The following is a 21,253-nucleotide window of genomic DNA, read 5'->3' on the forward strand; positions in this document are numbered from 1 at the left end:
CTCAAGATGACTGCTGCGTCGTCCCCCCTGCTCTCGACGGCCACCATCCGCGAGCGCTGCAACAACATCCTGCGCGCCGCCGAGCAAGGCCACTCGCGCCACTTCACGCTGCACCTGAGCCAGCTCGACGAAGTGGCACGCCGCGTCGAGCAGGTCACGCGGCGCAACTACCCCGATCTGCGCATCCCGTACCACAGCCGCTGGCGCCACTTCGAGGCCGGTGGCGTGCCGCGCAAGGTCGAACTCGATGCAGCGCTGGCCGGCCGGCACCATGCCGCGCAGGCGCGCGCACGCATCGATCTCACACTCGTGAGCGTGCTGCTCGATGCCGGCGCCGGTGCGCAGTGGCGCTATGCCGAGGCCGAGACGGCGCAGGGCTTCACGCGCTCCGAAGGCCTGGGCGTGGCGAGCTTCCGCGCTTTCATGCAGGGGCGCTTCTCATCCGATGCCGGCGACCCATACCGGGTCGATGCACGGGCCTTGCAGCGTGTCGATGCGGCGCTGCTGGCCGAGGTGTTCCAGGTGCGTGACGACAACCCGCTCGTCGGGCTGGAAGGCCGCGCGACGCTGTTGCGCCGCCTGGCCGAGGTGATGCAGCAGCAGCCCGAAGTCTTCGGCGGTGAGGGCCGCCCGGGCGGCCTGTTCGATGCGCTCACCCAGCACGGCCACAGCCACCGCCTGGCCGCACCGCGCGTGCTGCAGGCACTGCTCGAACACCTGGGCCCGATCTGGCTTACCGGCAGCACGCTCGGCGGCGTGCCGCTCGGCGATTGCTGGCCACATCCGCAAGCCGGCGGCAGCGGCCTCACGGCCGGCTGGGTGCCGTTCCACAAGCTCAGCCAATGGCTCACTTACTCGCTGCTCGAGCCTTTCGAGTGGGCGGGTGTCACGCTGACCGAACTCGACGGCCTCACCGGGTTGCCTGAGTACCGCAACGGCGGGCTGCTGCTCGACGCACGCGTGATCGTGCCCAACGACGCGACGTTTGCCACGCGCACCCACCGCGCAAGCGACGAGGCCATCATCGAATGGCGAGCGCTCACCGTCGCCCTGCTCGACGTGCTCGCCCCGCGCGTGCGCGAGCGGCTGAACAAGACGGCCGAAGAACTGCCGCTGGCGTGCATTCTCGAAGGCGGCACCTGGGCCGCGGGCCGCGAGATCGCGCGCAGCCTGCGCGATGGCGGTGCTCCGCCTCTGGCCATCGAGAGCGACGGCACGGTGTTCTGAAACGCCATCGAGGCACGCGCAATGAACTGGTTCGCAGGCTTCGACGCCCAGGTGCACGAGGTGAACGGCCAGCGCATCTTTGCGCGCAGCGGCGGGCGCGCGGGTGCGCCACCGTTGCTGCTGTTGCATGGCTTCCCGCAGACGCACGCCATCTGGCACCGCGTCGCGCAAGCGCTCAAAGACCGCTTCTTTCTCGTGATGCCCGACCTGCGCGCCTACGGTCAGTCGTCGCAGCCGCCTGACGCGCCCGAGCACTCGAACCACAGCAAACGCGCGATGGCGGCCGACATGGTGGCCTTGATGCGCACCCTGGGCCACGATCGCTTCGGCCTCGTCGGCCACGACCGCGGCGGCCGCGTGGCACACCGGATCGCACTCGACCATGCGCAGGCAGTGAGCCGGCTGTGCGTGATCGACATCGCGCCCACGCTCGACATGTACGAAGCCACCGACATGCGCTTTGCTAGCGCGTACTACCACTGGTTCATGCTGATCCAGCCGGCGCCGGTGCCCGAGCGGCTGATCGGCGGTGACCCGCTGTTCACGCTGCACTGGACGCTCGGTGGCTGGGGCAGCCAAGGCCTGGGCTACATCGAACCCGAGGCTCTGGCCGACTACGAGCGTGCGTTCTCGCAGCCCGAGAACATCCACGGCTTTTGTGAAGACTACCGCGCAGCAGCCAGCATCGACCTCAGCCACGACCGCGCTTCGCGCGCGGCCGGCGAACGCATCGCGTGCGACACACTGGTGTTGTGGGGCGAGCGCGGCGTGGTGCATCGGCTGTTCGACCCGGTCGCGCTGTGGCAGGCGCAGTGCGGCGGCGTGGTCAGCGGGCAGGCGCTGCCGACGGGGCACTTCGTGCCCGAAGAGGCACACGCCGAGGTGGCGCGCGCCATCGATGGCTTCTTCGAGTGGCCTTAGGCCCGCAACACCCCGTCGGCGCCGAACACGCCGAGCTTGACGTTCGATGTGCCGACATAGGGGCTGGCATTGCCGAAGTCGATCACCACCTCGCCCACGGAGAAGTCGTGGATGCTTGCCAGCGCCGCGCGCAGCTTGTCGCGCGTGATGTCGCGCCCGGCGCGGCGGATGCCCTCGGCCATGACCTGCGCGTTGATCCAGCTCTCGAGCCCCAGGCTGAGTGGTGCCTTCTCGTCGGCCTCGGCGAGCGAGGCCTTGTAGGCGCGCACCACGGCGTACTTGGTGGCATTGCCATTCGGGAACACCGAGGCCGCAGCCAGGCCGGTGAGGTGCTTGCCCAGGCGCTTGGTGTCTGTGAAGCTGACCGACAGCCCGATCACCGGCAGGCCCGCCGCCTTCTCGCGCAGCGACAGGATCATGTCGGTCGTGCCGGTGCCCGTGGTGCCGAGGAAGGCCGCGCCGGCCTTGCTCTCGACGATGCGCTGCGCCACTTCTGCGTGGTTGCTGCCATCCACCGCGAGCGGGATCGCGGCGATCGCCGTCATGCCGTGCTCGCCGAGCGCGCGTTGCGCATTGCCGAGCACTTCTTTGCCGAACGGGTTGTCGAGGTAGACGACCGCGATGTCGTGCAGGCCCATGCGCACGAGCTGCTGCACCATGCGCGTGACTTCATCGGTATAGCTCGGGCGGATGTGGAACACCGAGCGGTGCTCCGGCTTGCGCAGCGAGGCCGCACCGGTGATCGGGCCCAGCAGCGGAATGCCGGCCTTCTCGGTCAGCGGCAGGATCGCGCCCGTGTTCGGCGTGCCGATGATGGACATGAGGGCGAACGCGCGATCGCCATCGATCAGCTTCTTCACGTTCTCGACCGTGCGGGCCGCCGCATAGCCGTCGTCGCTCGTGACGAAACGAAGCTCGCGCCCGTTCACGCCACCGGCCTTGTTGATCTGCGAGAACGCCGCGCGGATGGCCGCGTTGTGCTCCAGGCCCGCGTTACCCAGCGGCCCGGTCAGTGCGATCGAGTTGGCGATGGTGATGTGCTTCGCTCCGATGGCGGTTTCTGCTGCGGCATGTGCTGGCAGCCACCACGCGGCCGTGCCGATCGCGGCGGCGGTACCGCCCGCATGCTTGAGTAAATCTCGGCGCTTGATCATCGTGGTCCCTCCTGATGCTTTGACTGACGGGCCATGTGAGTGGCCCCGCTGCCGTCACGCAAGCCATTTGCTGGCGCGCCGAGCAGGGTACGCAGGCTAGTGGGTGTGCGCTCGCATGTCGACGAGGGTTTTGCCCAACAGGGTCGAGCCACCCTTTGGGCTGCAATGCGGAACGCCCCCTCACGCCTCCTTTCAAACCCACCTCACTGCCCGAGAAAGCCCGTTCATGCACGCCTGGATCCTCGCGCTCAACCGCCACTTTCCTGTCCGCTACACCGTGTGGCTGCTGTGCGCCGTGGCCGCCTTGCTGTGCGCCTTCACGCAGATCGCCTTCGGCACGGGGGGCGGCCTGGCACTGGGGTTCGTGCTGCTGGTGGGGCTGGGCGTGCGCGACGTGATCCAGACCAAGCACTCGGTGCTGCGCAACTACCCGGTGATCGGGCATGTGCGGTTTCTGCTCGAGTACATCCGGCCCGAGATGCGCCAGTACTTCATCGAGAGCGACAACGAAGCCGCGCCGTTCTCGCGTCAGCAGCGCTCGCTCGTGTACCAGCGCGCCAAGGGTGAGCTCGACAAGCGGCCCTTCGGCACGCAGATGGACGTGGGTGCAAACGGTTATGAATGGATCAACCACTCGCTCATGCCTTCGGCGCTGCCGTCGCACGACTTTCGGGTGACCATCGGCGCGGGCCGCGCGCAGCCCTATTCGGCCAGCGTGTTCAACATCTCGGCGATGAGTTTCGGCTCGCTGTCGGCCAACGCGATCCTCGCGTTGAATGCCGGCGCCAAGCGCGGCGGTTTCGCACACGACACCGGCGAAGGCTCGATCAGCCAGTACCACCGCGTGCACGGCGGTGATTTGATCTGGGAGGTGGCCTCGGGCTACTTCGGTTGCCGCAACGACGACGGCAGCTTCAGTGCGGAGCGCTTTGCAGCGAACGCGCGCGACCCGCAGGTCAAGATGATCGAGATCAAGCTCAGCCAGGGCGCCAAGCCCGGCCACGGTGGCATGCTCCCAGGCCCCAAGGTCACGCCAGAGATCGCGGCGGCGCGCGGCATCACGCCCTGGGTCGATTGCAACTCACCGGCCCGGCACAGCGCATTCAGCACACCGATCGAGATGCTGAACTTCATCGAGACCCTGCGAGAACTGTCGGGCGGCAAACCCACCGGGTTCAAGCTGTGCATCGGTCTGCCGTGGGAATGGTTCGCGATTGCCAAGGCCATGGTCGAGACCGGCATCACGCCCGACTTCATCGTGGTCGATGGCGCAGAGGGTGGCACCGGCGCGGCGCCGGTGGAGTTCACTGACCACGTGGGCGCACCGCTGCAAGAGGGCCTGCTGCTGGTGCACAACACGCTGGTGGGGCTGAACCTGCGCGACAAGATCCGTCTCGGCTGCGCCGGCAAGGTGATCAGCGCCTTCGACATCGCGCGCATGATGGCGCTCGGCGCCGACTGGTGCAATTCGGCGCGCGGCTTCATGTTCGCGCTCGGCTGCATCCAGTCGCAGTCGTGCCATACGGGCACCTGCCCCACGGGCGTGGCCACGCAAGACGCGCAGCGGCAGCGCGCGCTGGTCGTGCCGACCAAGGCCGATCGCGTCTACCAGTACCACCACAGCACCATGCTGGCGCTGCAGGAGCTGGTACAGGCCGCGGGCCTCACGCACCCGGGCGCGATCACCGCCTCCCACATCGTGCGCCGCTGCAGCGATCACCATGTGAAGGCGCTGTCGACGCTGCTGCCGTTCGTGAAGCCCGGCGAGTTGATGAACGGCGGCATGGTGAACCAGCGTGTGTTCGAGCTCTTCTGGCCGATCGCGAACGCCCACAGCTTCGCGGCCACACCACCCCCCTGAAACACGGGGAGGCCCGGCACGGGTTCATGGGGATGCCACGCCAAGGAGGCACCCCAACAATGGGGAACACGGCCCGCCCGTCTCGAACCCACCACGCCCCATGCCGTCCATCGTCCTGCTGCAACGTGACCACGAGGCCAGCCCGCGCCTGTGCAGCCTGATCGATGGATCCAAAGGCTTTCGCGTGGTCGGCATGGCCCACACCGTGGACGCCGCGCGACCCCTCGTCATGGCGTTGCGGCCCGACATCCTCGTCACCGACATGCGCGTGCAGGACGGCGAGGTACAGCCCCTCGTCACCGAACTGCGCCGCGGCGGCGGCGCACCGGTGCCGCACATCATCGTCACCATGCTGGCGCACGACGACTCGGCCCTGCTCGAAGCGCTGCGCGGCGGCGCCGACGGCTACTGGGTACACACCGAAAAACCTGGCGCACTGATCGGCGCACTGGAGCAGGTGTCGCGCGGCGAATCGCCGATATCGCCGACGATCGCGAGGCTCCTGCTCTCGCACTTCCGCGAAGCGGCCGCGACCCATTTCGACACCGCAACGCAAGCGCTCGACCCGCTCGTGCTCACCGACACCGAGCAGGAGATCTTGCAATGGGTGGCCCAGGGCTACCTCATCGACGAGATCGCCCAGCAGTGGCAATCCAGCGTGCACCAACTCGCCTGCGGCATTCGCCACGTGTACAACAAGCTTCAACTCGATCGCCGCGCAAGCGCGCTGAGCCTCAGGGCCGCGTAAGGCACTGCCTCCGGCAAAATCGAGGAGCCCGCGAGGGGCTAGGCCAACGACCCAGCGCGGCCTGCAAGGTGCGGCGAAACGACTGAGGGGCCCTACGCCACCGGCGGCGCGGTATCGATGAAGCTCTGGCGTTGCGCCAACTTCGCATCCAGCCGCGCCAGGTTGGGGTACTGGCTGCGCCAATCGATGTCCTTGAAGCGGAAATCGAGGTAGCCCAGCGCGCAGCCGGTGGCCACATCGGCCAGCGAAAAATGAATGCCGGCGCAGAATGGCTTGTCACCCAGCCCCAGGCTGATGGCCGCGAGCGAGGCATGCACCTTGTCCATCTGGCGGCTCACCCAGGCGGCGCTTCGTTGCTCTTCGCTGCGGCCGGCCCAGGTCTGTTCAAGCCGGGCCAGGATGAGCGCATCGCACACGCCGTCGGCCAAGGCCTCCCAGGTGCGCACCTCGGTGCGTGTGCGCCCGCGCTCGGGGATCAGCCGGCCCACGGGTGAGAGCGTGTCGACGTACTCGACGATCACGCGGGAATCGAACACCGCTTCACCACCTTCCATCACCAGGCAGGGCACTTTGCCCAGGGGGTTGGATTTGAGGATGGCATCGCGATTCCAGACGTCTTCCAGCTCCAGCTGGTACTCGAGCCGCTTCTCGGCCATGACGATGCGCACCTTGCGCACATAGGGGCTGGTGAGCGCGCCGATGAGTTTCATGATTTGGTTCCCTGTTTCAAATCATTCTAGGCCCAGCACCTGTGACGGAGCACCCGCGCACAGGGGTGGCCCCGCTCAGCGGGCCGGCGCCCAGTCGACACTCGCGGGCCGCCCCGGCAGCATGAGTTGCGCGGTGGCAGGCGGCGTGCGTGCCACCACCTCGCCACGGCGCACCACCGCGAGCCGCGTGGCCCGGCGGCGAATCGCATCCACGGTGGAGTGCGCCTGCAGCAGCACGAAGTCGGCATGGCAGCCCACCCCCAGGCCGTAGCCCTCCAGGCCCATGATGCGCGCCGCGTTCACCGTGACGGCCTCGAAACACGCATGCATCTGTTTCTGCGATGTCATCTGCGCCACATGCAGGCCCATGTGCGCCACCTCCAGCATGTCGCCACTGCCCATGGAGTTCCACGGGTCCATCACGCTGTCATGCCCGAACGCCACGGTGACGCCAGCGGCCATCAGCTCTGGCACGCGCGTCATGCCGCGGCGCTTGGGGTAGGTGTCGTGGCGGCCCTGCAGCACGATGTTGGCAAGGGGGTTGGCGATGGCGTGCACCTGCGCCTCGGCGATGAGCGGCAGCAGCTTGCTCACGTAGTAGTTGTCCATGGAATGCATGGACGTGAGGTGCGAGCCCGCCACACGGCCGTGCAGACCGAGTCGCTGGGTATGGAAGGCCAACGTCTCGATGTGGCGGCTCATCGGGTCGTCGGTCTCGTCGCAGTGCATGTCCACGCGCAGGCCACGCTCGGCGGCGATCTCGCACAGCAGCCGAACGCTCTCGGCGCCCTCGGCCATGGTGCGCTCGAAGTGCGGGATGCCACCGACCACCTCCACACCCATGTCGAGCGCGCGCTTGAGGTTCTCGAGCGCACGCGGTTTGCGCAGCACCCCGTCCTGCGGAAAGGCGACGAGCTGCAGATCGAGGTAGGGCTTGACCTGCTGCTTCACGTGCAGCAGCGCCTCGACGGCCAGCAGCCGGTCCTCGCACACGTCCACGTGCGAGCGCACCATCAGCAAGCCCTTGGCCACCGCCCAGTCGCAGTACTGCAGCGCACGCTCCACCAGCGCCTCTTGAGTCAGCAGCGGCTTGAGTTCGCCCCACAGCGCGATGCCTTCGAGCAGCGTGCCGCTCTGGTTCACCCGCGGCAGGCCGTGGCTGAGCGTGGCGTCCATGTGAAAGTGCGAGTCGACGAAAGGCGGGCTGAGCAACTGGCCCTGCGCGTCGATCGTCGGGATGCCCTCGGGCGCACTCAGCCTCGGGCCGATCGCCGCGATGCGGCCGTCTTGCGCGAGTACGTCGATACCGCTGCGGCCGTCGGGAAGCGTGGCATGGCGCACGAGCAGGTTCATGGGCGGCTCCTGGGGGTAGTTGATTCTGACTTACGCTCACGAGTCTCATTGCAAGAGGCGTTCCCATGATCAGCAAGCGACAGATCCTGGCGGCAATGGCGGCCGCTCCCTTCCTCGCCCGAACTGCCTGGGCGCAAGCGGCCTGGCCCACGCGCCCGGTGCGCCTGATGGTGGGCTTCCCCGGCGGATCAACACCCGACCTGATGGCGCGCGCCCTCTCCGACGGCCTGACGCATGCCCTCGGCCAGCCGATGGTGGTGGACAACAAGGCCGGGGCCTCGGGCAACATCGCCGCCGACCAGGTGGCGCGCGCCACCGACGAGCACACGCTGGGCGTGCTGATCAACGGCAACCTGACGGTGGCCAGGCTCATCAACCCGGCCACGCCGTTCGACCCGGCAAAGGATTTCGCACCCATCTCGCTGCTGGGCACCGCACCGCTCGTGCTCACCGCCGCCGCCAGCGCCAGCGGCAACACGCCAGCCGAGCTGCTGCAGTGGGCACGCTCCCTGGGCGACCAGGGCAACTACGGCACGCCCGGCAACGGCACGGTGGCGCACCTGGGCATGGAGCTGATCAAGAGCAAGGCCGACATTGCGGCGGTGCACGTACCGTTCGGTGGCAACCCGCAGGTCGTGAGCGCGCTGCTGGCCGGGCAGATCCACCTGTCTCTTCTGCCGCCAGGCCTGGCCATGCCTCAGGTGAAGGCCGGCAAGCTCAAGGCCATCGGCGTGACCTCACCCGCGCGCAGCCCGCTCGTGCCTGAGGTGCCCACGCTGCGCGAAGCCGATTTGCGCGGCGCCGAGCTGGAGGTGTGGACGGCGCTCGTCGGCCCGGCCTCGCTGCCCAAGCCGGTCGTCGCGCGCATGTCGGCCGCACTGGCCGAGGTGATCAAGCAGCCCGAGACGCAATCGCGCCTGCTCACCGCCGGCTGGCAGGCCGTGGGCAGCAGCCCCGAAGGGCTGGCGCAGCGCATGAAAGCCGACCTGGCCTTGCTCTCCGACATCATCACCACGCGCAAGATCAAGGTCGACAACTGAGGGGCCGCGCAGCCAAGGCCGTTCAGGTGCGCTGCGGCGCGATCTGCGTGCTCCACAGCGACTGCCCGGCCAGGCCGCGCAGATGCACCGTCATGGCGGCCGTGCGGCCGTCGATCTCCACCTCGCCGAAGAACTGCAGGCCCGCGCTCGGTGGCAGGTTGGTCTGGCCCGGTGCGGGTGCGTTGACGTAGCGCACCTCGGGGCCGAAGGTGTTGTCGAGCGGGTTGGGGCCGAAGCTGCCTGCGTGCAGCGGGCCGCTGACGAACTCCCAGAAGGGGTCGAAGTCGTGGAACTGCGCGCGCCGCGGGTCGTAGTGGTGGGCGGCGGTGTAGTGCACGTCGGCCGTCAGCCACACGGTGTTGCGGATGCGCTCGCGCTTGATGAACGACAGCAATTGTGCAAACTCCAGCTCACGCCCGAGCGCCGGTCCGTCGCCGTTGGCCACCGCCTCGAACTTCGGGCGGCCCTGGGCATCGTTGCCGTCTCCCACCTGCAGGCCGATCGGCATGTCGCTTGCGATCACCTTCCACACTGCCTTGCTCTGCTTGAGCTCACGGCGCAACCAGGCGAGCTGCTCGGCACCGAGGAACTGCGATTCGGCATCGATGGCGCCTTGCCGGTTGTGGGTGTTGGGCCCACGGTAGCTGCGCATGTCGATCACGAACACATCGAGCAGCGGGCCGTAGGGGATCTTGCGGTACACGCGCTGCTCTTCGGTCTGCGCGTGCCAGCGCATCGGCGCGTTCTCCAGAAACGCCCGCGAGCCGCGCGCGGTGAGCAGGGCGACGTTCTTCTCGGTATAGCGCTTGTCGGCAGAGAGGTCCTTGCTGTCGGACCAGTTGTTGGTGATCTCGTGGTCGTCCCACTGCCAGACCTGCATCACCTCGCTGTTGAAGCGGCGCAGGTGGGTGTCGAGCTGGTTGTAGCGGTAGTTGCCGCGGAACTCCTTCAGCGTCTCGGCGACCTTGCTCTTTTCTTCGGTGAGCACGCTGTTGCGCCAGACGCTGCCGTCGGATGCCTTGATCTCGGCGGCCACGACGCTGTCGGCGTAGATCGTGTCGCCGCAGTGGATGAAGAAGTCGGGGTTGCGCAGCCGCATGGCCTCGTAGATCTTCATGCCGCCGAACTCCTCGCTGATGCCGAAGCCCTGGCCGGCGGTATCGCCCGACCACAGGAAGCGCACGTCGCGGCGCTCGGTGGGTGCGGTGCGCAGGTGGCCGGCCATCGGCTCCGACAGCGCACCGCCGGCGAGGTCTTCCCACTGCACGCGGTAGAAGATGTCCTGCTGCGCCGGCAGGCCGGTGAGGTCGATGCGCGCGCTGAAGTCGCTCACGTCCAGCGCGTGGGGGCCGCGCACACGCTGCGCCTTGGCGAAGCTCGGCGTGGTCGACCACTCGACCCACATGCGCGCCGGCTTGTCGGCACGCGCCCAGACGACCGCGCGGTCGGCCAGCACGTCGCCGCTCTGCACGCCGGACGGGAAGCCCGGGCGCTGGCCGGGCGCGGCCACATGCGCCGGCGCCTGTGCGTTCGCCAGGATGGAAGGCAGGCCACCGGCAAGGGCAGCGGACGAAGCGATGACGAACTGTCGGCGGGGCTGGCAGATGCGGCTCATGGGCGGGTGATGCTTGACGGGAGTGGGAGGGGATGCGGCGTGGCTCATTCGGCAGGCCGCATCCTGGCGCTGTCACATGACACTGCTGCGACGCAAGAACTTGATTCACGCGGTCCAGGCGCCGCGTGTCCTACACGCGCTCGGGTTGCGGGACGACTTCACAGACCGGCTTTCGCGGCCTACCCTTGGTTGCATGGGAGTCATCAGCCGCTTCATCGGGCGCCATGCGTTCGGTCCGTTCTCCAAGGCCCTGCCGCCCATGGGCGACACCGAGCGCGCGGCGCTCGAAGCGGGCACGGTGGGGTTCGAGGGGCAGCTCTTCGCTGGCCAGCCCGACTTTGCGAACTTGCGCCACATCGGGCCCAACGAGCTGACGCCCGAGGAGCAGGATTTCATCGACGACGAAGTGGTCGAGCTGTGCTCCATGCTCGACGACTTCGCCATCGACCAGGCGCGCGACCTGCCTCCCGAGGTGTGGCGCTACCTGCGCGACAAGAAGTTCTTCGGGATGATCATCCCCAAGGAGTTTGGCGGCCTCGGCTTCGGCCACTACGCCCACGCGGCGGTGGTCACGCGCATCGCCACGGTGAACACGGCCTGCGCGGTGACGGTGATGGTGCCCAACTCGCTCGGCCCGGCCGAACTGCTGCTGCACTACGGCACCGACACCCAGAAGCAGCATTACCTGCCGCGGTTGGCCGATGGCCGCGACCTGCCCTGCTTCGGGCTCACCTCGCCCTATGCAGGGTCGGATGCCGCCTCCATCCCCGACCGAGGCGTGCTCACCGAGCGCGTGATCGACGGGCAGCGCGTGCGCGGCTTCATGGTGCGCTTCGACAAGCGCTACATCACGCTCGCACCCGTGGCCACCGTGGTGGGCCTCGCCTTCCAGGCCGTGGACGAGAGCCGCCCCGAGAACGAGCAGGAGCTGGGCATCACCTGCGCGCTCATCCCGGTGCCCACGCCGGGCATGACGATCGGGCGGCGCCACCGGCCCATGGACTCGGCCTTCATGAACGGCCCGATCCACGGCCACGACGTATTCGTGCCGATGGACTGGATCATCGGCGGCGAGAAGCAGGTCGGCCAGGGCTGGCGCATGCTGATGGAATGCCTGGCCGCGGGCCGCGCGATCTCGCTGCCTGCGCTGGGCGCGGCGATGCAGCAGACCGCGCTGTTCGTGATGAACGGCTATGGCCAGATCCGCGAGCAGTTTGGCCTGCCCATCAGCAAGTTCCACGCGATCGGCGGCCTGATCGCCCAGACCGCTGCGCGCCTGTACGCCACCGATGCAGCGCGCCGCTACACCGCCGCCGCGCTCGATGCCGGCCAGCGACCGAGCGTGGCCAGCGCGATGCTCAAGGTGCAGCTCACCGAGGCGGGGCGCAAGGCGGTGAACGACGGCATGGACATCCTCGGCGGCAAGGGGATCATCAGCGGCCCGAAGAACCTGCTCGGCGGCGCCTACCGGCAGGCACCGATCGCCATCACGGTGGAAGGCGCCAACCTGTTGTCGCGGGCGTTGATCGTGTTCGGCCAAGGCGCGACGCGCTGCCACCCGCACGTGCTCGAAGAGATGGCTGCCGTGCAGGCGCAAGACCCCGAGCGGCTGGGCCGCGCACTGGTGGGCCACGGCCTGCATGTGCTGCGCAATATCTGGCGCAGCATGGTCCATGCGCCGGTGATCGGCATGCCGCCCGAAGATCTGCTGAGCGAGGCGAAGCTGATTGCGCGCTTGTCGGCCAAGTTCGCGCTCAGCGCCGATCTGGCGATGGGCTTGCTCGGCGGCAAGCTCAAGCGCATGGAGTTGCTCTCGGCACGTCTGGGCGACGTGCTATCGCACCTGTACCTCGCCTCGGCCTGCGTGTGGCGCTACGAATGCGAGAACGACACGCGCCTGCTGCCGATCGCACGCGCGGCCATCCGCGTGCAACTCGACCTGGCCGCGGCCACGCTGCGCGACCTGTATGCCAACCTGCCCTCGCGCTGGGCGCACATCGCGGCACCCTTCGTGTTGAGCGGCACCAGTCACCTCGCGCCGCTGCGCGACCGCGAACTGCTGGCCTTTGCCGACGCGCTGCGCGATGACCCGTCACTCGCACGCCACCTGTGCCCCGACGTCTCGCGCCCCAAGAACGGCGGCCTGCTCGACCTGATGCAGGCGCTCGAGTTCGCGCAGGCGCTGGGCGACGAGGTACCCGAGTTGAACAAGGCATTGCGCCGAACCGGGTCGCTCGAAGCCGTCGCCCGGCAGTCGCGTCACCCCGCGGCGGCGCTCAACTACCTGCGCGCTGCGGACCGCGTGATCCAGGTCGACGACTTCGACGACCCGCGCGAGAACACCTGGCCCGAAGAACGAGTCACGGCGCAGCCGGCCGCCACGGGTCTACATGCGTCATCAGGCTGAGCACGCGATGGTGCTGCATCACGCGCTGGCGTGCGGCCACGGCGATCGCGTGGCCCGCCTCGACGCTGAGTGACGCATCGACCTCGATGTGCGCGTCGACCACGATCATGTCGCCCATCTTGCGCGTGCGCACATCGTGCGCGCCGCGAACGCCGGGGGTTTCGGCGAGGGTGCGGCGGATCGCCTCCACCTCTTGTGCATCGGCGGCACGGTCGACCAGGTCGGAGAGCGCGCTCCAGCCGAAGCGCCAGCCCACGCGCGTGATCAGCAGCCCCACGACGAGGGCCGCGATCGGGTCGAAGATCGGATAGCCCATCAGGTTGCCGGCGATACCCGCGCCCACCACCAGTGACGAGGCCGCGTCCGAGCGCGCATGCCAGGCATTGGCCACCAGCAGGCTCGACTTCACGCGCTGCGCCACGCGCAGCATGTAGCGAAACAGCAGTTCCTTCGACACCAGCGCCAAGCCGGCGATCCACAGCGCGCCTTCGTGCACCTGCTCGATCGACGAAGGGTCGCGCAACTTGACGAAGGCCGACGACAGGAGCGACAGACCCACGATCAGCAGCAGCAACCCGAGTACCAGCGAGGCTGCGTTCTCGAAGCGCTGGTGGCCGTAGGGGTGGTCTTCGTCGGCGGCCTTGCGGCTGTGGCGGTGGGCGAACAGCACGACGAAATCGGCCACCAGATCCGACAGCGTGTGCAGGCCATCGGCCACCAGCGCCTGTGATTTGGTCAGCACACCCACCACGACCTGCACGGTGCTCAGCACCAGATTCACCGCCACGCTGACCCAGGTGCTGCGCTGCGCCGCCCGGGCGCGCGCTTCGGCGTCGATCTCGGGCTGGGGCTCGTCGGCGGTGTCGGGGGCGATGCGCTTCATCGGGCGGCTCGGGTCTCGTGATGTGCGGCGAGTGTCCCTCACGCGCGGGCGGCAGCCTCGGGGCAACCGCGGCCTACGGCCAATCGGAACTTCTTACAGGTTGGGTTTTTTTGAGACTCTGGGAAGCCCGGGTGTTACTTAAGTCACATTTCATGCAATATTTGCACAGCAGTTCACATTGTCGCCGCCATGACCAAGTTGCTCCTTGTCTACGCCCACCTCATTGCCACCTGCCTGGCGCTCGGCCTGATCATCGCGACCGACCTGCGATTGATCGCCAAGCTGGTGCGCTACCGATGCGTCATCCGGCCGCCCAAGCGCTTCGAGCAACGCGTCATCTTCGGCGCGCTGATCGTCTTGTGTGTGACAGGCGCGGCGCTGATTGGCATCAATGTGAGCGAACACCCCAACTATCTTGCCGAGCACCCCAAAGTCGTCGGCAAGATGCTCTTGGTGGGCCTGCTGTGCCTGAACGCGATGGTGCTGCACCGGATCACGTTCCCCCGCCTGGCGCAACCGCACACCGTGGCCCACTGGACGCGGCGCGACTACCTCAGCGTGGTCATCCCGGTCGCACTGTCGAATTCGCTGTGGCTTTACTGCGCCTTCCTCGGGGTGGCACGCATCCTGAACAACCAGCCGGTACACATGGTGCTGCTGCCTGCGCTTGGCTTGTTCGCCCTGCTCGCGTTGGTGATCCTGGCCGGCCTGAAGCTGGCCGCGCGCGACGAACCGCTCTCGCCTCCCGACTGGATCGACTCGATGAAGGCACGCCTGAGCGACCACGCACCGCTCGGCGAGTACCGTCCCTCGTTCGACGACTCCACCGATTCCGTCCTGCCTTCCTGAGGCGGCGTCGCACCACCTGCGAGGCAGGCGCGAAGGCAATTCGCGCCCTTGCCACTGTGGTCCTCCGGTGCGATGTGCTCGCGAGACCGCGAGCGATCGAGGGACAGTAGGCGGCATTCAGCTGCGCCTGCTGATCGGCCGCGTTCGCGCCCACCTGGCGCTAGCGAAAGTCACGCGCACGAGCACGCCGAGCGAGACAGAGCCACTCCGTCTATCGCTAGCAGTCGGCGTGAAATGACACGCTCGCTTTGCACGTTATCACCACGCTCACCATAAAAGTTATTGACCACTTCGCAAAGAGGCGGATCGCTTCGATTCGAACTTTCCGTTCATAGACTCGGCGCCCCTGCAACCAACAGCAACGGAGTGCCAGATGAGTGACAACTTCACGAAGGAAGACCTCTCGTTCCTTGTCGACGCGATCGCGCGCAAGCACCCGCGACACGGAGGTCTGCTCCGGGGCGATCCCCCAGGCGGCGGGGCGGCCCCGGTAGGCGCTACCGACAAGGTTCCTCCCGGCCCGATGAGCATCCCGCAACCCGTCACCGTGGACCAGCAAGGCACGATGACCAAGGAAGACTACAAGGCGTGTTCGATGGTGATGGCTGTGTGCCAGAACATGGTCCAGAAGTCTCTCGTCGATGCCGCGCGTGAAGCCAAGATCGAGCCCGACAAGGCGCTGAAGAACATGAATGCCTGGCTGCAGGCCTACATGGATTTCCCGTTCCCGTTCTTCAACTTCAAGGACACCCAGAGCAAGGAAGTCCACCAGGAAGAGTTCGCGGTGAGCGCCAATCCGGAGGTCGTGGAAAGCATCGTCAACATCAAGAACATGGACGGGCTGAAGGACGCTGTCGTCGGCGCGCTCAAGAAGAGCGGCGGCCAGTTGGCGAAGTACGAGAACACCGATGAGAAGTTCAATTACTTCGGAATCATCACGGGCTACAACGAGACCGAGATCGCGGTACGCATCATCAAGTTCTCGATGAACCTGAAGAAGACCAAGGTCGAGACCTTGTGCGGTGGTGGCGGCAAGACGGTGCTCGACACGGTCTACGACACCTACCAGTTCGTCGGCGACAAGGAGCTCATCATCAAGATGCAGGCCAAGATGGGCGACAAGCTGGTCGACTACATGGCAGACAAGCTCCTGGATTTCATCAAGGACTTCTATGACCAGCAGCTCGCGGCCTACAAGAAGCGCCTGGCCGACATCCTGAAGCACTGAGCTTCGCAGCCCACGCCCGGGCTGCATGACCTAGCCCTGGCGCCAACCTCCTCGACCGCAGCCGTCACCCCATACAAAGGAAGATCATGCTCACACTCAACGCCAACCCCACGACCAACCAGCACCCGCTGCAGATCAGCTTGCTGGCGGCCGGCGTGATCCAGGCCACGCTTGCCCCTAACGGCGTGGCAGTGCTCACGACAAATTTCGACCAGATCATGCTGGTCAACCCGGGCCTCCCACCCGTGATTCGCAACCAGACAACACCGGGCAACTTCGCGTCCAACCCGGGCGACATCGCCGTCATCGAGGCGGCTCCTGGCGGCGGCGTCGAGGTGTCATACGCGCCCCCCGGTGGCGTCGCGCAGCGGGTGTTCTTCTAGGACCTGTAACGCTACTTCGTGCCAAACAAGCGATCGCCCGCGTCCCCGAGCCCCGGCACGATGTAGCCGTGGTCGTTGAGTTCGCGGTCGATCGCGGCCACGTACACCGGCACATCGGGGTGCGCGTCGGTGAAGTTCTTCAGGCCTTCGGGCGCGGCCAGCAGGCAGACGAAGCGGATCGACTTCGGGTTCGTTTCCTTCAGGCGGTCCACCGCTGCGACCGCCGAGTTGCCGGTGGCGAGCATGGGGTCGAGCACGATGGCGTCGCGCTCGTGCATGTCGGACGGCATCTTGAAGTAGTACTCCACGGCCACCAGCGTCTTCGGGTCGCGGTACAGGCCGATGTGGCCGATGCGCGCACCGGGGATCACGTTGAGCATGCCGTCCAGGAAGCCCGCGCCGGCGCGCATGATCGACACGAACACCGTCTTCTTGCCGTCGATCACCGGGCTTTGCATGGTTTCGAGCGGGGTCTCGATCTCGATCAGCTGCGTGGGCATGTCGCGCGTGACCTCGTAGGCCATCAGCATGCTGATCTCGCCCAGCAGGCGACGAAAGCTGTTGGTGCTGCGGTCCTTTTGCCGCATGAGCGTGAGCTTGTGCTGGATCAGCGGGTGGCTTACGTGGTGAATCTGGGGCGTGGTCATGGGCGCATCTCCTGTGCGGCCAGCATATCGCCAAGCGGGGCTAGAAGGCGAAGCTCAGCGTCAAGCGCACCGACCTCGGCTCGGCCGGGTGGACGATTCGGTCGTCCACCGGCGCGGCCTCGGTGGGCAGTTGCGAGGTGTAGTAGTACTGGATGTCGTTCACCTCGCGGTCTGTCAGGTTGAACACGTCGAAGGTCAGCGCCGACCCCTTGGGCAGGACGTCGCGCAGGTCGCGTGCGATGCGCAGGTTGAAGGTCGACGACGGCAGCGAGCGAACGCTGTTGTCCTCGATCAGCGCGGCGCTGCCGAGGTAACGCCACTGCAGGCTGGCCGACCAGAGGCCGAGGTCGCGCAAGGTGGCGCCCACCGAGGCGACCTTGTCGACGGCGTTGGGGATGCGGTCACCGTTGTCGAAGCGGGCGTGGCTCCAGGCCAGATCGGCGTCGAACAGCAGGTTCGGCGTGGGCAGCCAGCGCGTATTCCATTCGACCCCGCGGCGCTTGCTCGCCGCGCTGGGCTCGGTGGTGCCGGCGTCGCCCACGTAGACGAGTTCGGAGTCCGACTTGAGCTGCCACAGCGCGAGTGACGACTGCACGCCGGGCAACGCCTCGGTGCGCACACCGAACTCGAACCCCTGCGAGGGCACGATGCCCGGCACGCTGTCAACGGCATCGCCGCTCTTCGGATCGAAGCGGGCCGTGGTGCCCCGTGCGTCGTTGCTGTGGAAGCCTCGCCCTGCGTTGAAGAAGAACTCGGTGCTGGCCCAGGGGCCTGCGATGAGGCTCAGCTTGGGAGAGAACTGCTGCGCGCTCGCGCTGCCCGAGTTCGCCTGAGCGATCGCATCGCCTTTCAGGCTGTCGACCCGGAACTGCGCGGCATCGGCACGCAGGCCGCCGATGCCGCGCAGCCACGGCGTCAACTGCAGCTGCATCTGGCCGTAGAGGCTGGCCAGGGTCTCGCGCACGTCGTCGACGCGTGTCGTGTCGACGACGGCGCGGCGCTGCGTGTCGTACAGGCCGACACGGATCTTGTCGTGCCGCAACTGCACCCCCAGCTCGCTCTGCGCGCCCAGCCCGCCGAGCGTGTGGTTCCAGCTGCGGTACGCCTGCAGGCCATAGACCGTGCGCTCGTCCTGCTGAGAAAACTGGTCGCCGGTGGCGGGCCGGTCGAGTGCGTAGGTGAAGTTCGAGTACAGCGCCAGTTCGTAACGCATCACGTAGGCCGAGAGGGCCGCCTCGCCACCGGCATCACGCTGGTGCCACTCGCCGCCGAGGTTGATGCGGCGCGTGCTGCCGCCATCGCTGTCGTCCAGGCCGTCGAAGCGGCCGAAGGGTAATCCGTTGTAGGTGCCGGCCTCGATCAGTCGCTGGGGGATCTGGTCGGTGGCGGTCCACGACGCGTCGTAGCCCATGGCGGTCACCGACCAGCCTCGCGCCTGTGTGCCCTGCGCCAGGCTGATCAGGCCGTTGGTGCGCTTCAGGTCTTCGGGAACGGACCAGGGGCCGTCGTTGCGCATGGCCTCGAACACGCCGGTGAGGGCCAGGTCGGGCTGCGGCTCGAGCGACGCACCGAGCAGGCCGCGGCGGTAGCCGTTCTCGCCCAGCGTGAGTTGCCCGAAGGGCGCATCGAGCCGCGTGCGGTAGTGGATGTCGGCGGCGCCGGCAGACGCAAAGTCACCGTGCGTCGCGAAGTACGGGCCCTTGCGGTAGTCGATACGCTCGACCATCTCGGGGATCAGAAAGTTGAGATCCGAGTAGCCCTGGCCGTGGCCATTCGTCGGCATATTGACCGGGATGCCACCGACCGTGGTGGCGAAGTCGGTCCCGTGGTCGAGGTTGAAGCCACGCAGGAAGTACTGGTTGGCCTTGCCGTCGCCGGAGTGCTGCGTGACAAGCACGCCGGGCACGAACTCGAGCAGCTCGCCCGGGCGCAATGCGGGCCGACTTTTCAGTGCCTCGGCGCGCACTGCGCCTTGCGAGGCGGCATCACTCGATCCGACGGCGTTTTCGTAGTGCGCTCCCGTGACCTCGACCCGGCCGAGTTCGGCCTGGGCCGGCGCATCGGTCGCGGTCTGCGCCAGCACGACAGACGAGGCCGCGGCAGCAGCAAGCCCTGTGAGGATAGGAAGGCGACGAGCATGTCTCATGGTGGCTTGATGTGTATGACGAATGCCATTTTCATCATACAAGTTGCGTGCCAGCCGCCGCAGGTCACATCGGCTGAGGCGATCTCAGTGGGCGTGGCCGTGGCCGCGCGGCCGAGCCATCGGGATGATCTGCAGCGAGGCGTGCGACACACCCGGCTGCACCATCAGCGACTGCGCAAAGGCGCGAACGCGCCCGACCTGACCGCGCAGGATGACGGTCTCCAGGCAGTTGCCGTGGTCCAGGTGCGCGTGCATCGTGGAGACGGTGAGCTCGTGGTGCTCGTGCTGCAGGTCGTTCAGGCGCAGCGCCAACTGGCGCTGGTGGTGGTCGTACAGATACGTGAGCGTGGCCACGCAAGGCGACTTGGGATTCTCGTCTTGCTGCTTGCGGCTCAGATCGGCGCGCAGCAGATCGCGGAAGGCTTCGGATCGGTTCTCGTAGCCGCGCGAGGCGACCAGTTCCTCGAAGGCATCGGCCAGTTCGTCGTCGAGCGACATCGTCAATCGTTTCAAGGCAGGGCTCCACCAGTGCAGGACGCGATGCTGCCACCGAATCGACCGTGCGCGTCGGTCACACTACGCGCTTTCGCCCCGCTCCCGATCCCGTGTTCGACCCTGCCCTGAATCCCCGCGCCGCAGCACAAGCGATGTTCACCGAGCTGCAGCTTCGCGCCCAGGCGCGCGGCATCACGCTGCGCGCGCCACCTCCCGAGCCCACGAGTTGCTGTGAACGCGGCTGCAATGGTTGCGTGTGGGAGGGCTATTACGCCGCGGTGGACTACTGGCGCGAAGAGGCGCTGCTGATCCTGGACTGAGGGAGGCGATGCTTAGCGCACCCCGCCCTGGGTGACGACGATGGCGCGGCTGGCCACGTGGCGCCGGAAGTCGGCCATCGGAATGGCCGCGCTGCCGTTGGTGTCGCCATCGCTCCAGCTGATGGTCACGTCGAGCTCGGTTTCGTCGAGTTCCACCGGCCCCTTGGGAATGACGATGTTGGGGCCGTCGCCTTCACGGTAGGCGACTTCGCCCTGAATGCGTGCTTGCGTGGTCATGGCGGCGCTCCTTGCTGTGTTGAAGGTTCAGGAGTCGCCATTGTCCGAAGGCGGCCGCGCGCGGCCTGCCGGCCAATCACGGCTCGGCAGGTAGTCGATGTCCTACCGCAATCGTGCGGATCCGTGGCTCTTCAGAGTTTCACGATCATGGTGAAGCCGCCGAAAAACATGCGCGAAGGGTCGAAGGGCATGGAATCACGGCTCATGCTCTTGATGCGCGGGTCTTCCATCACCTTGGCGTTGATGCTGTCGCGCTGATCGCGCGAGGGGTAGGTGATCCACGAGAAGACCACGACTTCGTCGTCCTTCAACTGCACGGCCTGCGGAAACGAGGTCAGCGTGCCGGACTGAACGTCATCGGCCAAGCATTCGCGGTACTCCAGCGCGCCGTACTCCATCCACACCCGGCCGGCGTCTTCGGCCATCTTGCGATAGGCCTCGATGTTGGCGCGCGGCACGGCCAGCACAAATCCATCCACGTAGTGCGTCATGCCTGTCTCCAGTGTTGATGTGGCTGGAGCATGCGGCAATCCGAGTGCCCATGGCCGCGGTGCGGCACCACGGGCGCGTCAAGCGTGCATCAACGCGGCATCAATCGCCGGCGGCGCCGGCACCACGCGGCGGTGACGAGAAGGCCCGCAGCCGCGAGCAAGGGTGCGGGCACAGCGCTGAGCCGTGCCTCGAGGGTGGCCACGTCGGTGTCGCCCCCGACTGCGCTGCTGTCTTCGGCTCGGCCTACGGCAGCGTCGTTCGCAGGCCAGGCCGCGGCGCGGGGCTGCGTGCCGGCTGCCAGAGCGGGCGCACGATGGGGCGAGTCCCAGACCCAATCCGTGCCGGGCAGAAACTCGAACTGCGAAGTAGGTGCCGCCAACCCTCGGCCGCGCGCAGCGAAGGCATCGGCCTGCGCCGCGGTGCGTTGCAAATGGAGGCTGGCCAACACCGGCCGGCCTTGAGCAGCGGCGGCGTTGAAAGCCAACACCAGCAGCGCCGCCAGAAGCGTTCTGTTCATGATCCCTGAGTTCTTGTTTT

At 67.2% G+C, this 21,253-nt stretch carries 21 protein-coding genes; 10 read left to right on the forward strand and 11 right to left on the reverse strand.

Annotated features, from left to right (window positions below):
* The first annotated feature begins 6 nt into the window (after positions 1–6).
* Positions 7–1,227: a URC4/urg3 family protein gene (locus AC1KAR_RS08475; protein ID WP_480317801.1), complete on the forward strand. Its 1,221-nt coding sequence runs from the start codon at positions 7–9 to the stop codon at positions 1,225–1,227.
* Between the two features lie 21 nt (positions 1,228–1,248).
* A complete protein-coding gene (locus tag AC1KAR_RS08480; protein ID WP_480316445.1) occupies positions 1,249–2,148 on the forward strand; it encodes an alpha/beta fold hydrolase in 900 nt (299 codons plus the stop codon).
* Here AC1KAR_RS08480 and AC1KAR_RS08485 read toward each other — a convergent pair.
* On the reverse strand, positions 2,145–3,302 hold the full coding sequence (locus AC1KAR_RS08485; RefSeq protein ID WP_480316447.1) for an ABC transporter substrate-binding protein: 1,158 nt from the start codon (positions 3,300–3,302) through the stop codon (positions 2,145–2,147). The genes AC1KAR_RS08480 and AC1KAR_RS08485 overlap by 4 nt on opposite strands.
* Positions 3,303–3,528: 226 nt before the next feature.
* Here AC1KAR_RS08485 and AC1KAR_RS08490 point away from each other — a divergent pair, with 226 nt between their 5' ends.
* Positions 3,529–5,163, forward strand: a complete 1,635-nt coding sequence (locus AC1KAR_RS08490) for an FMN-binding glutamate synthase family protein (protein WP_480316449.1) — start codon at positions 3,529–3,531, stop codon at positions 5,161–5,163.
* Between the two features lie 100 nt (positions 5,164–5,263).
* Positions 5,264–5,911 (forward strand): LuxR C-terminal-related transcriptional regulator, encoded by a 648-nt coding sequence (locus tag AC1KAR_RS08495; protein WP_480316451.1) that lies wholly within the window; start codon positions 5,264–5,266, stop codon positions 5,909–5,911.
* Between the two features lie 92 nt (positions 5,912–6,003).
* Here the strand turns inward: AC1KAR_RS08495 and AC1KAR_RS08500 are convergent, their stop codons facing one another.
* Positions 6,004–6,621 carry a glutathione S-transferase N-terminal domain-containing protein gene (locus tag AC1KAR_RS08500; RefSeq protein WP_480316453.1) on the reverse strand — a complete coding sequence of 206 codons (618 nt, stop codon included), beginning with the start codon at positions 6,619–6,621 and terminating at the stop codon, positions 6,004–6,006.
* 75 nt (positions 6,622–6,696) lie between these two features.
* Positions 6,697–7,974: an amidohydrolase family protein gene (locus AC1KAR_RS08505; protein WP_480316455.1), complete on the reverse strand. Its 1,278-nt coding sequence runs from the start codon at positions 7,972–7,974 to the stop codon at positions 6,697–6,699.
* Between the two features lie 65 nt (positions 7,975–8,039).
* On the opposite strand from AC1KAR_RS08505, the gene AC1KAR_RS08510 reads away from it, so the two are divergent.
* On the forward strand, positions 8,040–9,014 hold the full coding sequence (locus AC1KAR_RS08510) for a Bug family tripartite tricarboxylate transporter substrate binding protein (RefSeq protein ID WP_480316457.1): 975 nt from the start codon (positions 8,040–8,042) through the stop codon (positions 9,012–9,014).
* Between the two features lie 22 nt (positions 9,015–9,036).
* Here the strand turns inward: AC1KAR_RS08510 and AC1KAR_RS08515 are convergent, their stop codons facing one another.
* Positions 9,037–10,629 (reverse strand): alkaline phosphatase D family protein, encoded by a 1,593-nt coding sequence (locus AC1KAR_RS08515; RefSeq protein ID WP_480316458.1) that lies wholly within the window; start codon positions 10,627–10,629, stop codon positions 9,037–9,039.
* A gap of 193 nt (positions 10,630–10,822) precedes the next feature.
* Here AC1KAR_RS08515 and AC1KAR_RS08520 point away from each other — a divergent pair, with 193 nt between their 5' ends.
* Positions 10,823–13,036 (forward strand): acyl-CoA dehydrogenase, encoded by a 2,214-nt coding sequence (locus tag AC1KAR_RS08520; RefSeq protein ID WP_480316460.1) that lies wholly within the window; start codon positions 10,823–10,825, stop codon positions 13,034–13,036.
* Here AC1KAR_RS08520 and AC1KAR_RS08525 read toward each other — a convergent pair.
* Entirely contained in the window at positions 12,990–13,919 is a 930-nt protein-coding gene (locus AC1KAR_RS08525) for a cation diffusion facilitator family transporter (protein WP_480316462.1), read from the reverse strand. The genes AC1KAR_RS08520 and AC1KAR_RS08525 overlap by 47 nt on opposite strands.
* 189 nt (positions 13,920–14,108) lie before the next feature.
* Between AC1KAR_RS08525 and AC1KAR_RS08530 the strand changes: the two genes are divergently transcribed.
* The 3 genes from AC1KAR_RS08530 to AC1KAR_RS08540 all read left to right on the forward strand — a co-directional run bounded on the left by AC1KAR_RS08530 (position 14,109) and on the right by AC1KAR_RS08540 (position 16,379).
* The gene (locus tag AC1KAR_RS08530) at positions 14,109–14,768 is read left to right on the forward strand and encodes a hypothetical protein (RefSeq protein WP_480316464.1); all 660 of its coding nucleotides are present in this window, start codon (positions 14,109–14,111) and stop codon (positions 14,766–14,768) included.
* Between the two features lie 373 nt (positions 14,769–15,141).
* Positions 15,142–15,996, forward strand: coding sequence for a hypothetical protein (locus AC1KAR_RS08535; RefSeq protein WP_480316466.1), 855 nt, complete (start codon positions 15,142–15,144; stop codon positions 15,994–15,996).
* Positions 15,997–16,082: 86 nt separating this feature from the next.
* Positions 16,083–16,379: a hypothetical protein gene (locus AC1KAR_RS08540; RefSeq protein ID WP_480316468.1), complete on the forward strand. Its 297-nt coding sequence runs from the start codon at positions 16,083–16,085 to the stop codon at positions 16,377–16,379.
* An 11-nt stretch (positions 16,380–16,390) separates the two neighbouring features.
* On the opposite strand, the gene upp is transcribed toward AC1KAR_RS08540, so the two are convergent.
* The 3 genes from upp to nikR all read right to left on the reverse strand — a co-directional run bounded on the left by upp (position 16,391) and on the right by nikR (position 19,685).
* The gene (gene upp, locus AC1KAR_RS08545; RefSeq protein WP_480316469.1) at positions 16,391–17,026 is read right to left on the reverse strand and encodes a uracil phosphoribosyltransferase; all 636 of its coding nucleotides are present in this window, start codon (positions 17,024–17,026) and stop codon (positions 16,391–16,393) included.
* Positions 17,027–17,066: 40 nt separating this feature from the next.
* The gene (locus AC1KAR_RS08550; RefSeq protein WP_480316471.1) at positions 17,067–19,172 is read right to left on the reverse strand and encodes a TonB-dependent receptor; all 2,106 of its coding nucleotides are present in this window, start codon (positions 19,170–19,172) and stop codon (positions 17,067–17,069) included.
* A gap of 84 nt (positions 19,173–19,256) precedes the next feature.
* Positions 19,257–19,685 (reverse strand): nickel-responsive transcriptional regulator NikR, encoded by a 429-nt coding sequence (gene nikR, locus AC1KAR_RS08555; RefSeq protein WP_480316473.1) that lies wholly within the window; start codon positions 19,683–19,685, stop codon positions 19,257–19,259.
* 134 nt (positions 19,686–19,819) lie between these two features.
* On the opposite strand from nikR, the gene AC1KAR_RS08560 reads away from it, so the two are divergent.
* A complete protein-coding gene (locus tag AC1KAR_RS08560; protein WP_480317803.1) occupies positions 19,820–19,987 on the forward strand; it encodes an oxidoreductase-like domain-containing protein in 168 nt (55 codons plus the stop codon).
* A 12-nt stretch (positions 19,988–19,999) separates the two neighbouring features.
* Here AC1KAR_RS08560 and AC1KAR_RS08565 read toward each other — a convergent pair whose 3' ends face one another.
* The 3 genes from AC1KAR_RS08565 to AC1KAR_RS08575 all read right to left on the reverse strand — a co-directional run bounded on the left by AC1KAR_RS08565 (position 20,000) and on the right by AC1KAR_RS08575 (position 21,233).
* A complete protein-coding gene (locus AC1KAR_RS08565) occupies positions 20,000–20,224 on the reverse strand; it encodes a hypothetical protein (protein WP_480316475.1) in 225 nt (74 codons plus the stop codon).
* A gap of 131 nt (positions 20,225–20,355) precedes the next feature.
* Entirely contained in the window at positions 20,356–20,715 is a 360-nt protein-coding gene (locus AC1KAR_RS08570) for a DUF1428 domain-containing protein (RefSeq protein WP_480316477.1), read from the reverse strand.
* 89 nt (positions 20,716–20,804) lie between these two features.
* On the reverse strand, positions 20,805–21,233 hold the full coding sequence (locus tag AC1KAR_RS08575) for a hypothetical protein (RefSeq protein WP_480316478.1): 429 nt from the start codon (positions 21,231–21,233) through the stop codon (positions 20,805–20,807).
* Between the last annotated feature and the right edge of the window lie 20 nt (positions 21,234–21,253).

Source organism: Piscinibacter sp. PDB1-1 (genome assembly GCF_056675995.1).